The organism is Bacteroides caecigallinarum (assembly GCF_021531075.1).
GTDB lineage: Bacteria > Bacteroidota > Bacteroidia > Bacteroidales > Bacteroidaceae > Phocaeicola > Phocaeicola caecigallinarum_B.
The window spans coordinates 1-15686 of the sequence record NZ_JADYTJ010000057.1; the positions used below are offsets into that span (position 1 = coordinate 1).

A 15686-nucleotide genomic window follows, 5' to 3' on the forward strand; every position below is an offset into this window, starting at 1 on the left:
TTGTCGAATTTCAGGAATGAGTTCTCATTCTTCTCCTCCGGTGCAACCGTCTGATAATTACCTTTCTCGTCTGCCTTGCTGACCACTCCCAAACCCTCCTTGGGGTCGTTCTTGTTATGTACCAGCAGAAGCTCGTCAATTTGTTCCACATAAGGCTTTTCCGGTTTCTTTGTCCGGCCTTGCCTTTTTCCCTTGTCTGGACTGTTTTCTTGTGCCATAATCTTTTGTTTTGAGTGACTACTTGATTTGTTTCACAGTCCAAATGTAAGATGATAAATTGGGTAAACAATTGATTTGCAAATAGATGGCATTAGATGGCATCAGATGTCATCAAATGTCATACGAAGGATTGGAAAGAATGTTGAAACAGCAGGAAAAAAGGATGAAAAGAAGTATGAAGAGTAGAAGTAAAAGCATGGCGAAGCCACCGGACTATGCAGATCGGAGGGAGCTGAAATCCCTGTCTTATTTCGGGAGTTGATAAGCAGGTTATGTTTTTATTATTGGGTAAGGTGGATTTTCACAGTATTTGTGAGGTCATATATGGAATATAAGGATAGCCGCCTTTAGTTTACGGCTATGCGTCACGTCGGTCGCAGTTAATCCCTGTAATCTTTCCTTTAATTCTAATCCTTTTGCCGCCGCATTCTTTTTCAGGAGAATTTTCATGGCGTAAGCCATAAAGAAAATTCTCCTGAAAAAAGGAATAAATGCGGCTGGCAAATCAGGATTGGGATTTATTTTTGATGGAAGGGATAACAAGTGTTTTTAAAGATTAAAATATGATAATTCATTCGACTTATTGAAATATATTCGTATTTTTGCGAATAACAAACAGAAAGAGGGATAGAAATGATAAAAAAGAAGTATACAGAAGAGCAGGAGAAGTTAGCCCGTTTTGCAAAAGCGATGGGACATCCGGCACGTATAGCCATACTCCAGTTCCTGGCATCTCAGGAATGTCGCTTTTTCGGTGATATTCATGAGGAACTTCCCATTGCAAAGGCTACGGTATCTCAGCATCTGAAAGAGTTGAAAGAAGCCGGACTTATCCAAGGGGAGATAGAAACACCGAAAGTAAAATACTGTATCAACAAGGAAAACTGGGAAACTGCAAAAAAAATGTTTGCAGATTTTCTTGGCCAACCTATATGTAAGAAAGAGGGCTGCTGCAAGTAAGCTCTTTTTTTGACAAGAAGATTCGTAGTTTTGCGAATAACTAACAACAAAAAATAGAAAGACATGAAAAAGATTTTATTCTTAATTGCTGTATGTTTCGCCTTTATCTCTTGCAACATGAACGCAAAGAACGGAACTGAAGCACAGACTCAAAAAGAAGTGACAGTAAAAGACCATGTAGAAGTATTGTATTTTCATGGAAAGCAGCGTTGCGCAACCTGTATGGCTATCGAAAGCAACACAAAAGCTGCGATGGAAGAAAGTTTTGCCGAGCAGATCAAAAAAGGTGAGGTCGTTTTTAAGGTAATAGACATCAGCAAGAAAGAAAATGAGAAGATAGCTGAAAAGTATGAGGTAACCTGGTCATCACTGTTTATCGTTAAGTATAAGAACGGACAGGAGACATACGAGAATATGACAGAATTTGCTTTCGGAAACGCCCGTAAGTCACCGGATGTATTCAAGGCAGGTATAGTGAAATCTGTAAATGAAATGTTGAAATAATATAAGGGCTATGGATTGGTTACAGACATTGCTGGATAACAGCTCTACTCCCGTTCTTACGGCATTCTTACTCGGACTGCTGACCGCACTATCACCTTGTCCGCTTGCAACAAATATAGCGGCCATCGGATTTATCGGAAAGACATTGAAAACAGAAAACGCATTTTCCGGAACGGTCTTCTTTATACGTTGGGACGTGTCCTTTCATACACCCTGCTCGGAGTGGTACTGATTATGATTCTGAAAGAAGGTTCCAGCATGTTCGGCATTCAGAAGACTATCGGGACATGGGGTGAACTCGTTCTTGGTCCGCTTCTGCTTGTAATAGGCCTGTTCATGCTCTTTGGTGACAAACTTAATCTTCCGAAATTCGGGTTTAACGGAAATGCGGAAGGTCTCGCCAGGAAAGGCGGATGGGGTGCCCTGATGATTGGAATACTCTTTGCCCTGGCTTTCTGTCCGACAAGCGGAGTTTTCTATTTCGGTATGCTTATACCGATGTCTGCAACGGCTACAGCCGGTTATCTGCTGCCGGTGGTATTCGCTATTGCCACAGCCCTGCCTGTACTTGCCGTTGCATGGATTCTTGCTTTCAGTGTACAGCAGATGGGAAGTTTCTACGGTAAGATGCAGAAGGTGCAGAAATGGATGAACCTTATTGTAGGTGTGGTATTCATCATCATCGGCATCTATTATTGCTGGATAATGTATCTGTAAAACAGATTTGATAACAAATAAAATATTTACGAATATGGAAATTAAAGTATTAGGTCCGGGTTGTGCCAAATGTAAATCAACCTATAATGTAATTGAGAAGGTATTGAAAGAAAACAACATCGATGCAAAACTGACCAAGGTGGACGACATCATGGAAATGATGAACTACAACATCATGACTACACCTGCCGTTGTCATTGACGAAGTAGTGAAGATGAAAGGACAGGTGCCGACAGAAAGTGATGTAAAGAAACTTCTTGGTATCTGATAAACAGAGTTATTTAACGATGAGCGGCAGATGCCATAACGGTTGTATCTGCCGCTTTTTTAACTGGAACAATGTTCGTATTTAGACGAATAAAAACAATTAAAATATGATACAGGATTTTGCAGACTGGCTTGTTTACGGACTGTTCGGACTGAGTGCCGACACTCCGATAGGAGTGGCCGTAAACTTCTTTTTTTATGACACTATAAAGATTTTAATCCTCTTGTTTTTCATCAGCGTACTAATGGGAATTATTAATGCCTATTTCCCGATAGAGCGTTTGAGAAATTATCTGGTAACACACAAAATGTACGGACTTCAGTACCTGTTGGCTTCGATTTTCGGAGCAATAACCCCGTTCTGTTCTTGTTCCTCCATTCCGTTGTTCATCGGGTTTGTAAAGGGAGGTATTCCGTTGGGAGTAACCTTTGCTTTTCTGATAACCTCACCATTGGTGAATGAGGTTGCCGTTGCCATGTTCTTAGGTTCTTTCGGACTGAAGGTTACTCTGATTTATGTGATTAGTGGTATATTGCTTGGAGTTATCGGCGGTTTCGTCCTCGGAAAAATGAAGCTTGCACCCTATCTCAGCGACTGGGTAAAGCAAATACAAGCCAATTCTTCAGTACAAAGCGAGGAATGGGAAAAAGACCATACAACCTTTATAAAAAGACTGCCAACCATTATCCGTGATTCGTGGAAGATAGTAAGCGGCGTACTTGTCTATATCCTTATAGGTATAGGTATAGGTGCTTTTATGCACGGCTTTGTACCGGAAGGTTTCTTTGAGCAATATATGTCGAAAGACAACTGGTATGCAGTTCCTCTTTCCGTAATTCTTGCCGTACCGATGTATGCCAATGCCGCAGGTATCGTTCCGGTTATCGAGGTATTTGTAGCAAAAGGTATCCCTATGGGAACAGCCATTGCCTTTATGATGGCCGTTGTCGGGCTATCATTACCGGAAGCAACCTTACTCAAAAAAGTAATGACATGGAAACTGATTGGTATCTTTTTTGGCACAGTTGCTTTCTTCATTATACTATCCGGTTATCTGTTTAATTACATTTTATAAAAAAATGAATATGAGAAGTATTATAAAATGGTGTTCATCAATTATGATGGCCGCCATTTTCATTCAACCGACTTTTGCACAAAATGATGAAAAATTATTTTCCGGCAAACCCATACTAACCCTCTTTGCCAACTACAAGGCAGGGGTCGGACACTGCAACGAGAATAGCGGATTCAACCTTGACCGTGCTTTTGTAGGATATGAAGGATTTTTTACAAAAGGTTTTTCTGCAAAAATTCTTATGAATGTGGAAACAATGGCAGATGAAAACGGAAATACCAAATTCAACGGATATTTGAAGAACGCACAGATAGACTGGAAAGGGAAGGGATTTTTTGTGTCTGCCGGACTGGTAAATCTGAAGCAGTTCTCGGAACAGGAAAATTTCTGGGGACATAGGTATATCTTTAAATCTTTTCAGGAAGAATATGGAATAGCCTTTTGTGAAGATATAGGAATTGTAGCAGGATATGAATTTTCACCTGTCATATCTGCTGATATGGCTCTGACAAACGGAGAGGGGCGTAAGTTTAAGAATATGGACAACAATTACAAATACGGAGCCGGACTAACTTTAAAACCGGTAAAAGGATTTATGTTCAGACTGTATGGCGACATATACAATACACCGGAGTATATGAAGTCGGTTTCTGGAAATCAGAAAGATCAGTATTCAATTGCAGCCTTTGCGGGGTACAGCCACAGCAGGTTTTCTTTCGGTGCAGAATATAACCGTGCTTTCAACTATAAATTTTCACCGGAAACAGATGTAAACGGATATTCGGTTTACACTACCATAAAAATAAATTCAAAAATACATCTGTATGGAAGATTCGACTTATTGGACGCAACCGAAGAAAACCAAAATACAGTTAAGGAAGGACATACCATTATAGGAGGTTTTGAATATGCTCCGATTAAACAAGTCAGAATATCTCCAAACTACCAAAGTTGGAAGGCAAAAAGTGGGAAACGTGAAAACTACCTGCTTATGAGTATAGAATGTAAAATATAAATCAACAAATTAAAAAACTATTTGAAATGAAAGTATTGATACTTTGTACAGGAAACAGTTGCCGCAGCCAGATGGCTCACGGATTTTTGCAGTCATTTGACAAACATTTAGAGGTATATTCCGGCGGAACGGAACCAGCCGTTCAGGTAAACTCCAAGGCTATGGAAATGATGAAAGAGGTAGGAATAGACATCAGTTCACATATTCCGACACATGTAAACGCCTATATCAATCAGGAATGGGATTATGTAATAACTGTATGCGGAGATGCAAATGAAAGCTGTCCTACATTCATAGGAAAAGTAGGAAAACGTCTTCATATCGCCTTTGACGATCCTTCACACGCAACAGGTACACTGGAGTTTATTGACTCGGAGTTTCGCCGTGTGCGTGACGAAATCAGAAATGCCTTTGCCCGTTTCTACATTACTGAAATCAGAAAAGAAGAATTGCCAAAATGCTCTTGCGGTGGCAACTGCTAAAAAGGATATGGAAAAAGAGAAAAAAGGAATAGGTTTTTTTGAACGATACCTAACAGTGTGGGTGGCTATCTGCATTGTAGTAGGAATAGCAATAGGACAATGGTTTCCTGCCATACCCGAAACACTCGGTAAGTTTGAATATGCGAATGTATCCATACCGGTAGCCATTCTTATATGGCTGATGATTTATCCCATGATGATGAAGGTGGATTTTCAGAGTATTAAGAATGTTGGAAAGAAACCTAAAGGAGTGTTTATCACTTGTATTGTAAACTGGCTGATAAAACCGTTTACGATGTTCGGCATAGCATGGATATTCTTCTTTGTTATATTCAAACAGTGGATACCGGAAGCACTGGCTGGTGAATATCTTGCCGGAGCCGTACTGTTGGGTGCTGCACCCTGTACAGCTATGGTATTTGTATGGAGCTATCTTACTAAAGGCGATGCTGCCTATACGTTGGTACAGGTAGCAGTGAATGACTTGCTTATTCTGGTGGCTTTTGCTCCGATAGTGGCTTTTCTTCTCGGTGTTGGCGGAATAATCATTCCTTGGGACACGCTTACACTTTCTGTAATTTTGTTTGTGGTCATACCTCTTGTAGGTGGTGTAATTACACGCCGTACTGTAATATCGAAAAAGGGAGAAGACTATTTTAACAATGTATTTATAAAGAAGTTCGACAATGCTACTATAATCGGACTATTGCTCACATTGATAATTCTGTTTTCGTTTCAAGGTGAAACAATCCTTGTAAACCCACTGCATATTCTATTGATTGCAGTACCCCTGATTATACAGACATTCTTTATATTCTTTCTTGCATACGGCTGGTCAAAGGCTTCAAGACTGCCACATAACGTAGCTGCTCCGGCAGGTATGATTGGTGCAAGTAATTTCTTTGAACTTGCCGTTGCTGTCGCCATATCGTTGTTCGGTCTTCAGTCCGGGGCTGCACTTGCAACAGTGGTAGGTGTTCTGGTAGAAGTGCCTGTAATGTTGAGCCTTGTACGGATTGCAAACAATACAAGAAAATTCTTCTGATAAAAAGCCTCCGGCGGGGTAACTCTCCGGGGGCTTCGTGCGTCTGCACATTAAAAAATACATAAAATTTATATCTGGGGGTTGGTTGATAAAAAAACACATCGTATATTTGCGATATAAAACAATGAAAATATTATGGCATTTAGTAAAGCTGAAGAATTTGAGGAAAAAGATATTTTGGCAGCCCGTTTTGCAAAGGCTCTGAGCCACCCGGCACGAATAGCAATCGTAAGGTTGTTGGCTAACCATAATGCCTGTTGTTATTGTGGAGACTTGACAACGGAATTGCCAATCGCGCAGTCTACCATATCACAGCATTTGAAGGTACTGAAAGATGTAGGTCTGATAGACGGCGAGATAGCTCCACCAAAGGTTTGCTATCGTATTAACCGTGAAAGCCTGCTTTTGGCAAAGAAGTTGTTTTCAGAACTCTTATGATTTGAATAAGAGTTTTTTTATTGGTATATAACATCGTATTTTTACGATATAAAATAAACTATGGAACAGATAACGGCAAAAAGAGAAAAAAGAAAATCACTGCTGAGAATAGCAATCCCTATCATATTATCATCCTGTCTTCAGATCTCATACGATATTACGGATATGTTCTGGGTCGGGAAACTGGGAAGCGGAGAAGTGGCTGCTGTTGGAACAGCCGGATTTTATATCAAGTTGGGTTGGTCTTTGATAAGCGTGATAACCATTGGTACCATGGTATCGGTTTCACACAGTATAGGGGCTGAAAAGAAGGACAGAATACAACACTTCATATCATGCGGAATACGCAGTACATTCGTGTTGGGGATATTCTATGCCCTGTTCGTCTTTATGCTGGCAGAGCCTCTTATATCCCTTTTCAATATCGAAAGACCGGAAGTAAACACGATGGCTCAGAACTATCTGAGGATAAGCAGTATCACTGTTCTTATCATGTTTATGAACCTTTTGTTTACCGCCATTATAGACGCACACGGAAAGACACAGTTCTCGTTCAGGGCGGTACTTTATGGGAATATCGTCAATATCATTCTTGACCCTCTGTTTATATTTTATTTCGGACTGGGAGTGGAAGGTGCGGCATGGGCTACGGCATTTTCACAGTGGGGTGCCATGATGTATGCGATATATCTTCTCAGACATAGGCTTGAACTTACCTTGAGTATAAAAGCGGTACCCCGCAAGTTTCTCAGGAAAATACTTGGAATAGGCACAGCACCTGCCATGCAGCGTATTTTGTTCTCGCTTATCGGTATAGCCATCGGGCGTATAGTAAGTATATGGGGAACAGATGCAATAGCCGCACAGAAGCTGGGTCTTCAGATAGAGTCGCTTTCGTTTCTTCTTATGAACGGTCTTATGCAGGCAACCTCCATACTGATAGGGCAATATTACGGGGAAAGGAATACGGATATGATTAGGAAATGCTATCGTACAAGCATCAGGCTTGGATATTGTATTTCCATACCTGCCACATTCATATTTTTAGCTTTCCCGGAAACCATACTGTCATTTTTCGTGAAGGAGGCTGCCACCATAGAAATAGGCAGTGCCTATCTGCGTATAGTCGGCTTCTCACAGCTGTTTGCCACACTTGAAATACTCACTTCGGGAGCTTATACCGGACAGGGGCTTACCAAATATCCTGCAACCGTGAGCATCGTGTTCACCACAATGAGGATACCTCTTGCCCTTCTGCTTGGCAAAAGTATGGGAATGGGAATAGATGGTGTCTGGTGGAGCATATCGCTTACTAGCGTGATAAAGGGCATTGTACTTTATCTATTATATAGAAAAAGGGAAAAGGAACTTGAAGAATCAAACATACAATATAGCAGTATATGAATACACAGGATTTTTGCTTTATACTTAAACAGAACAGCCATCTGCTTAGAGAGGGGTGTTTCGGACTTGAAAAGGAAAATGTCAGGGTCAATCAGGACGGTACGCTTGCCCTGACTCCACACCCGGCAGTATTTGGCGACAAGGGGAAGCACCCTTATATAACCACCGACTTTTCAGAGAGTCAGGTGGAAATGATAACTCCGCCGCTGCCAAGTGTAGGAGAGGCTTTGGGATTTATGGAAACGCTGCACGATGTGGTTACGGAGAATATCGGCGATGAGCTTCTCTGGCCTCAGAGCCTTCCTCCTGTATTGAAGGAGAATCAGGAGATACCCATTGCACATTATTCGGGAGAGTTCAAGGACAAGGAGTATTACCGTCAGAAACTTGCCGGAACCTACGGAAAGGAAAGGCAGCTTATTTCGGGAATACACTTCAATTTCTCTTTTTCGGAAAAACTGATGGACGTTCTGCTAAAAAGCGGTGTTTGCGGCAGCTCTATGGAGGAGGTCAGGGAAACGGTATATTTTCGTGTGGTAAGGAACTTTCTCAAATACCGCTGGCTTTTTATCTGGCTGTACGGTGAATCTCCGCTTGCAGAAGAAACCCTGAATGTGATTTCGCTTAAAACGGGAGAAAAGCAGCCCATGAAGTGTGGGGTAAGCCTCAGTCTGAGGACAAGTCCATTAGGGTATCGTAACCGTGAGGAGTTCTTCATCGATTATTCCTCACTTGAAGCCTATAATATGTCTATTGACAAACTGATAAGGGAAAACCGTATTGACGGACCTCACGAGCTTTATCTTCCGGTCCGTATCAAGTTTCTGGAAAAGGATAATGGTTCTCCTTCTTATATTGAGGTACGAATTGTGGATCTTGACCCGTTTACAAAATCGGGGGTATGTGCAAGTGCCATTTATTTTTCTCACCTTCTGCTTGTCTATTCTCTGCTGAAGGAGGAGAACGGAAGTCTTACGGAGGAAGAACTGCAAAGGGCAACACGTAATCAGGATATGGCTTCATGCTATGGAAGAGACGAAAAGAAGGAGTTGAAATGCTGCTCGACCACTGTACAGCAGAAAGCTACTTCTATTTTAGAAGATATGGAGAGAATTCTCTCAGAATATGGGGTGCTTGACGATGAAATCTACCGTCAGGAGATGCAGCATAATCTGTACCTTGTACAGAATCCTGAGAAGCGTATAGGCATGGTACTGTATGAGAACATAAACAGGGTGGGGTTTGTACCGTTCCATCTGGAAAAGGCAAGACAGTATAGGGAAACCACCATAAGCGGAGGTTACAGATTTCATGGACTGGAGGATATGGAAATGTCCACACAGCTTCTGCTGAAGGCTGCAATACTTAAAGGGATAGGTTTTGAAATACTTGACCGTAAGGAAAATTTCATACGTCTGTTTGACGGTAAAAAGGAAGAATATGTGATGCAGGCAACCAAGACCTCTCTGGACTCATACGTGTCTGTACTGATGATGGAAAATAAGGTGGTAACGAAGAAGGTGCTGGAACGTGCCGGAATAAGCGTGCCGGGCGGTTATGAATACACGTCACCGGAGGCAGGTATGGCAGACTACCGCCTGTATGCAGGGAAACCTGTGGTAATCAAGCCTAAGTCCACCAATTTCGGATTGGGTATAACCATACTGAAGCACAACTATGATGAAACGGACTTCAAGGCAGCCTTGCAGATAGCCTTTGAGCATGACAACACGGTGCTTATAGAGAAGTTCATACCGGGAAGGGAATTCAGGATATTCATCATCAATGATGAAGTGGTAGGTATCCTTCACCGTGTTCCGGCAAATGTGACGGGTGACGGTGTTCTGAATATCGGACAACTGATAGACAGGAAGAATGAAGATCCGCTCAGAGGTAAAGGATATCGCACCCCTTTGGAGAAAATCAGAAAGGGGCGTGAGGAAGAAATGTTTCTGAAGCAGCAGGGAATGGATTTCAACACTGTACCCAAAGAGAGGGAAGTGGTCTATCTTCGTGAGAACTCCAATATCAGTACGGGAGGAGACAGCATAGATTTTACAGACGATATAGACGATTCGTACAAGGCTATTGCTGTGGAAGCTGCAAAAGCTCTGAACGTGAAGATTACCGGACTGGATATGATGATACAGGATATTCATGCTCCTGCCACACCGGATAACTATGCGATCATTGAAATGAACTTCAATCCTGCCATACATATACACTGTTATCCGTTCAAGGGCAAGAACAGACACCTGAACCATAAGATGATCAAGGCTTTGGGATTTTAAAGACAGTGCAGACAATAAAAAGGATATGACCTATCCTTTTTATTATAGGTTTAACCAACGTATATTTACGATTTAAATATATATAATCACATGGAACATATTACATACATCGGAGAAGTTGTTGAAAAGTTGGCGGATTATTCATCATTCCCTGAACTTTTCATCAAATATGAAGAAGGAGACCCGATACCTTCAGGTAAAGCCATACATGAGATAATAGAACTTTGCCGTGCAGTCCTGTTTCCGGGGTATTATGGAAATCATACGGTAAACAGCCAGACACTCACATTTCATCTTGGGGTGACACTGGAGAAGCTGAGCAAGATCCTGACGCAGCAGATACAGGCGGGTATGCTCTTCGGAAATGAGAACATGAAGGAAAGGATAAAGGGAACTCCCTGCTGCCAGACGGCAAGAAAGTATGCCGAGAGGTTCATACGGAGCCTTCCCGAAATGAGAAGGGTGCTGGCAACGGACATTCATGCAGCCTTTGACGGAGATCCGGCAGCGACCTGTATCGGGGAGATAATATCCTGCTATCCTGCCATCAGAGCCATTTCAAACCACAGGATTGCCCACGAACTATATAAAATGGAGATACCGCTCATACCGAGAATTATCAGTGAGCTTGCCCATTTTGAGACAGGGATAGATATTCATCCGGGGGCTGAGATAGGAGAATATTTCAATATAGATCATGGAACCGGTATCGTGATAGGGCAGACTTGTATCATCGGGAATCACGTCACACTGTATCAGGGTGTCACACTCGGTGCAAAAAGTTTCCCGACTGACGAAAACGGAAATCCGATAAAGGGAATACCACGCCACCCCATATTGGAGGATAATGTGACGGTATATTCAAATGCTACCATATTGGGGCGTATAACAATCGGCAGGGGGGCTGTTATCGGGGGTAATCTCTGGGTAACAGAAGATGTGGAACCATACGGAAAAAGAGTACAGAAAAAATAATCTGATAAATATGAGCAATATAAAGGACAATTTGCTGCAGCTTATAGGTAAGACTCCATTGGTGCGGCTTTCTAATATACCTAAAATCCGCAACTATCATCCAATACACGATTAAGGGTAGATTTATGAGTCGTTAGTAGTAGCTTTCAGTAAAAAGCAACAGCACAACATCAATATGTAGCCACCATCCCCTTACCCCACGATGCGACTTGAGGTAATACGCAGATTCAAACCGGAAAGAAAGGATTCTTATCCGAATTCTGTTTTGAAGGGTTTTGCATAAGCTCGGTTCTCTGTGTAGATATTCAGCACGTATTGCCTTGCAGTCATGATCCACTTGGCAGGTACGGAGATGAATCTGAAGACAAAAGCCTTTATGCGACTCGTTTTCTTGAGCCCAAAAGCCTTGGTGTCAAGCCTGCTCATGATGGTCTTGTAGAAATTGTGTATCAATGCAGTAAGCAGAAGAAAGACAGTATTCTCCGCCATGAATGACTTGGGGAGCCTGCTCCAACCGAATCCGTTGTTCATGTCGTCAAAGATACGTTCCTTGCCGCCACGCAGATTGTAGAATTCAACAATGTCCCTTGTCGATGACTTGTAATCGTTGGTCAGAATACAACGGTAAGTGTATTCGCCTTCCCACAGGTCAAGGTCGCCACTGTTGCGTCTTTGTCTCTGGATGACAAGACGATAGCACTTGCCTTCCCATTTCTCAACGAGAATGGAATTGAGTTCGAACTGGATGCCGTTAATCTCCTCCGTCTTCCATCCTCTCAGAGCAAAGATGTCATTGTAGAGCGAACTGCATCGGTTGGCACGGATGTAGAAATGTTTGCAATGCTTCTCTATCTCACTGACGATTTCCTTCGAGCAGGAACCGCAGTCTGCCCTGAAGCGATTTACACGGATGTTCTGGGATTCCAGAAGAGCGAAGAATCTCTTATGGGTGTCTGCCTGATGAAAACGCACATTCGTGTTGCCATCGCTGTTCTCGATATAGACTATCTTGTCACCGATAACATATACGCCAGGCCTGTAGCCGAGGAACTTTTTGTAGGTCGGTTTTGCATCATACTTCTCCGTTTCAAGGAACTGATGGTCAAAGTCAACATCGTATTCCTCAATTTCCTTCAACTCGCCTGTAGAAACCAAAGCGTTTATAAGCAATGTGTTGAGTTTGTCTGCAGTATTGAAATCATAGGTCTTGCCTTGGTCGGAAGTATAGGAGATGTTTTCCTGTGTCAGTTCCTTGATGGCTCTGAGGATGGTATCAGAGCTGCATGTACGAAGGGTAGGATGATACGAGAGATGGCGCATCAGTTGTGACGTTACATCTTCCACGCATGAGCCGCCACAGAAATAAACGCTCATCAGCGAACGGACTATCTCGCTGAACTGATATCCGAAGATACTGCTGCATCTCTGACCCAGTGTTGAGTCGATAACGGGTGAAAGCATGGAGTCAAATTTCTCCATGATTGAAAAAATTCCTCCAAAAGGTGTGAGTTTTTCGAATTTTATTTGTACCCTTGCAGCGCCTTGTTACGATTTTCGCTTGTTTTCTAATTGCAACACTAAGATAAGTGAAAAATCTGACATGGCAAAATCCTGGGCAACTTTTTGTTGCTCAGGAACTTATAAATAAAGTTAAATCAAAGTGTTGCGGAATTAAGGTATAAATGGAAAAATACAACAATTGGAAACTTAAGTTTTATACAATATGGGCAGGGCAGGCAGTATCATTAATCACTAGTGCCATCCTGCAAATGGCGATTATTTTTTACCTTACAGAAAAAACAGGATCTGCGATGGTCTTGTCTATGGCTTCACTTGTAGGTTTTTTACCCTATGCGGTCTTTGGACCAGCCATTGGTGTATTAGTGGATCGTCATGATAGGAAGAAGATAATGATTGGTGCTGATTTAATTATCGCAGCAGCTGGGGCCGTGCTAGCTATTGTTGCATTGTATATGGAGTTACCTATCTGGATGGTTATGGTAGTATTGTTCATCCGTAGCATTGGAACAGCTTTTCATACCCCGGCTCTCAATGCGGTTACTCCACTTTTAGTACCAGAAGAACAGCTTACGAAATGTGCAGGCTATAGTCAGTCTTTGCAGTCTATAAGCTATATTGTTAGTCCGGCGGTTGCAGCACTCTTATACTCCGTTTGGGAACTAAATGCTATTATTGCCATCGATGTATTGGGGGCTGTGATTGCATCTATTACGGTAGCAATTGTACGTATTCCTAAGCTAGGTGATCAAGTGCAAAGTTTGAAACCAAATTTCATAAGAGAAATGAAAGAAGGAATGGCTGTACTACGGCAAAATAAAGGATTATTTGCTTTATTACTCGTTGGAACATTATATATGTTTGTTTATATGCCCATAAATGCATTATATCCTTTAATCACTATGGAATATTTTAATGGTACACCGATGCATATTTCTATTACGGAGATTGCTTATGCCTCTGGTATGTTGATAGGGGGTCTATTATTAGGGTTATTTGGGAATTACCAAAAGCGAATCTTATTAATAACGGCATCAATTTTTATGATGGGGATAAGCTTAACCATTTCAGGATTACTTCCTCAAAGTGGATTTTTCATATTTGTAGTCTGCTGTGCAATAATGGGGCTTTCGGTTCCGTTTTACAGCGGTGTGCAAACAGCTCTTTTTCAGGAGAAAATTAAGCCTGAATATTTAGGACGTGTATTTTCTTTAACTGGAAGTATCATGTCTCTTGTTATGCCAATTGGGTTAATTCTTTCTGGATTCTTTGCTGATAGAATCGATGTAAATCATTGGTTTTTACTATCAGGTATTTTAATTATTTGCATTGCAATAGTTTGCCCAATGATAACTGAGATTAGAAAATTAGATGCAAAATAAAATAAAGGGCGTGTTCGTATGATAGATAATATTATTCAATCAGTGACAGAAAAATTATCCTCTTTGCCTTATATAGAAACATAAATGCTATTAGACCACTTGAAGTTACGGTCATAAATCAAAAGGATGTTGTCCCTTGGAAATTTTGCCATGTCTGTCGGGTTTGATACATATTTTGATTTGCAACACTAAGATAGGTGAAAAATCTGACATGACAAAATCCTGAGCAACTTTTTGTTGCTCAGGTACTTAAAAAGTTATATTTATAATAGTGTTGCGGAATTAAGGATATATATAAAGATGAATACGGAACGGAAATCATAGCCAAAGTGGAATATTTCAATCCGGGAGGCAGTGTAAAGGACAGGGCAGCCTATGCTATGATTGAAGCAGCGGAAACTTCCGGAAAATTAAAAAAAGATGGTACAATCATTGAACCTACAAGCGGGAATACCGGAATCGGTATGGCTTGGATTGCAGCCCTAAAAGGATATAAAGTCATTCTTACCATGCCGGAAACTATGAGTATAGAAAGAAGGAAACTTCTCAAAGCATTCGGCAGTGAGTTGGTTTTGACACCGGGAAGTGAAGGTATGAAAGGTGCGATAGCAAAAGCAGAAGAATTAAATTCTCAAATAAAAGGATCTGTCATATTACAGCAATTCAAAAATCCCGCCAACCCTGATATTCACTATATGACAACAGCAAATGAGATTATTGAAGATGCAGGAAAGTTTGATGTCTTTATCTCTTGTGTCGGAACAGGAGGAAGTATTACCGGTATTGGTAAAAGATTAAAAGAGAAGAGTCCTGAAATAGAAATAATAGCAGTAGAGCCAAAAGGTTCACCTGTTTTGTCTGGAGGAGTAGCTGGTCCGCATAAGATACAAGGCATTGGTGCAGGATTTATACCTGAAATTATAGAGACGAGTTATATTGATAAAATAATTCAGATAAATGATAATGATGCTTTTAAAATGATGCGAGATTTGGCAAGGAAAGAAGGACTTCTTGTTGGTATTTCTTCAGGAGCAGCTGTTTCAGCCGCTGTTAAACTTGCCTCAAACGATTCTTATAAAGGGAAAAGGATAATTGTACTATTACCTGATACTGGAGAGAGATACCTTTCTATGGATATTGCAAGTATTCATGACTTGGAAGATTACTGATTTATCTACTACAAAAAGTATTTTATAGATTTTAACGCCTTACAAATGCCTCTGAGAGGGGGTAAATTTGAAAGAATGTACTTTTTAAAGGAGACTCATCTATAATAATATTTTATGAGATACGGTTTGCTGATACTCATAAATGTAGGAAAACGAATAATTTGTGCTGATTTACGATACAGAAAATTAAACACATATTATAAATATGAAAATCAATGATTCAA

At 41.1% G+C, this 15686-nt stretch carries 15 protein-coding genes and 2 pseudogenes; 14 read left to right on the forward strand and 3 right to left on the reverse strand.

Features of this window, described 5'->3' with window-relative positions; translation table 11 throughout:
* Positions 1 to 218 (reverse strand): annotated as a pseudogene (locus tag I6E11_RS12605) (DUF3945 domain-containing protein); the annotation flags it as partial.
* Positions 219 to 537: 319 nt separating this feature from the next.
* Positions 538 to 681 (reverse strand): hypothetical protein, encoded by a 144-nt coding sequence (locus I6E11_RS12610; protein WP_235338530.1) that lies wholly within the window; start codon positions 679 to 681, stop codon positions 538 to 540.
* A gap of 171 nt (positions 682 to 852) precedes the next feature.
* Here I6E11_RS12610 and I6E11_RS12615 point away from each other — a divergent pair, with 171 nt between their 5' ends.
* The 12 genes and pseudogenes from I6E11_RS12615 to I6E11_RS12670 all read left to right on the forward strand — a co-directional run bounded on the left by I6E11_RS12615 (position 853) and on the right by I6E11_RS12670 (position 11393).
* Positions 853 to 1179, forward strand: a complete 327-nt coding sequence (locus I6E11_RS12615) for an ArsR/SmtB family transcription factor (protein ID WP_118423195.1) — start codon at positions 853 to 855, stop codon at positions 1177 to 1179.
* Positions 1180 to 1242: 63 nt separating this feature from the next.
* Positions 1243 to 1683: a nitrophenyl compound nitroreductase subunit ArsF family protein gene (locus tag I6E11_RS12620; protein WP_032585409.1), complete on the forward strand. Its 441-nt coding sequence runs from the start codon at positions 1243 to 1245 to the stop codon at positions 1681 to 1683.
* A gap of 10 nt (positions 1684 to 1693) precedes the next feature.
* Positions 1694 to 2400 (forward strand): annotated as a pseudogene (locus tag I6E11_RS12625) (aromatic aminobenezylarsenical efflux permease ArsG family transporter).
* A 34-nt stretch (positions 2401 to 2434) separates the two neighbouring features.
* The gene (locus tag I6E11_RS12630; protein WP_004326347.1) at positions 2435 to 2668 is read left to right on the forward strand and encodes a thioredoxin family protein; all 234 of its coding nucleotides are present in this window, start codon (positions 2435 to 2437) and stop codon (positions 2666 to 2668) included.
* Between the two features lie 106 nt (positions 2669 to 2774).
* The gene (locus tag I6E11_RS12635; protein WP_004326346.1) at positions 2775 to 3743 is read left to right on the forward strand and encodes a permease; all 969 of its coding nucleotides are present in this window, start codon (positions 2775 to 2777) and stop codon (positions 3741 to 3743) included.
* A gap of 10 nt (positions 3744 to 3753) precedes the next feature.
* Entirely contained in the window at positions 3754 to 4758 is a 1005-nt protein-coding gene (locus I6E11_RS12640) for a hypothetical protein (RefSeq protein ID WP_007843741.1), read from the forward strand.
* A gap of 26 nt (positions 4759 to 4784) precedes the next feature.
* Positions 4785 to 5240: an arsenate reductase ArsC gene (locus tag I6E11_RS12645; RefSeq protein WP_032585410.1), complete on the forward strand. Its 456-nt coding sequence runs from the start codon at positions 4785 to 4787 to the stop codon at positions 5238 to 5240.
* Between the two features lie 7 nt (positions 5241 to 5247).
* Positions 5248 to 6285, forward strand: coding sequence for an ACR3 family arsenite efflux transporter (arsB, locus tag I6E11_RS12650; RefSeq protein WP_032585412.1), 1038 nt, complete (start codon positions 5248 to 5250; stop codon positions 6283 to 6285).
* Between the two features lie 135 nt (positions 6286 to 6420).
* A complete protein-coding gene (locus tag I6E11_RS12655) occupies positions 6421 to 6723 on the forward strand; it encodes an ArsR/SmtB family transcription factor (RefSeq protein ID WP_032585414.1) in 303 nt (100 codons plus the stop codon).
* A gap of 60 nt (positions 6724 to 6783) precedes the next feature.
* Complete coding sequence (locus tag I6E11_RS12660; RefSeq protein WP_032585415.1) at positions 6784 to 8127, forward strand: MATE family efflux transporter; 1344 nt, start codon at positions 6784 to 6786, stop codon at positions 8125 to 8127.
* The gene (gshAB, locus tag I6E11_RS12665) at positions 8124 to 10418 is read left to right on the forward strand and encodes a bifunctional glutamate--cysteine ligase GshA/glutathione synthetase GshB (RefSeq protein ID WP_032585417.1); all 2295 of its coding nucleotides are present in this window, start codon (positions 8124 to 8126) and stop codon (positions 10416 to 10418) included. Before I6E11_RS12660 ends, gshAB begins: the two co-directional genes overlap by 4 nt.
* Positions 10419 to 10508: 90 nt before the next feature.
* Entirely contained in the window at positions 10509 to 11393 is an 885-nt protein-coding gene (locus I6E11_RS12670) for a serine O-acetyltransferase (RefSeq protein ID WP_032585418.1), read from the forward strand.
* A 249-nt stretch (positions 11394 to 11642) separates the two neighbouring features.
* Here the strand turns inward: I6E11_RS12670 and I6E11_RS12675 are convergent, their stop codons facing one another.
* Positions 11643 to 12917 carry an IS1380-like element IS612 family transposase gene (locus I6E11_RS12675; RefSeq protein WP_032534612.1) on the reverse strand — a complete coding sequence of 425 codons (1275 nt, stop codon included), beginning with the start codon at positions 12915 to 12917 and terminating at the stop codon, positions 11643 to 11645.
* Between the two features lie 158 nt (positions 12918 to 13075).
* Here I6E11_RS12675 and mef(A) point away from each other — a divergent pair, with 158 nt between their 5' ends.
* The gene (gene mef(A) / locus I6E11_RS12680) at positions 13076 to 14293 is read left to right on the forward strand and encodes a macrolide efflux MFS transporter Mef(A) (protein ID WP_074560477.1); all 1218 of its coding nucleotides are present in this window, start codon (positions 13076 to 13078) and stop codon (positions 14291 to 14293) included.
* A gap of 281 nt (positions 14294 to 14574) precedes the next feature.
* Positions 14575 to 15462 carry a cysteine synthase A gene (gene cysK / locus I6E11_RS12685; RefSeq protein WP_235338531.1) on the forward strand — a complete coding sequence of 296 codons (888 nt, stop codon included), beginning with the start codon at positions 14575 to 14577 and terminating at the stop codon, positions 15460 to 15462.
* The last annotated feature ends 224 nt before the right edge of the window (positions 15463 to 15686 follow it).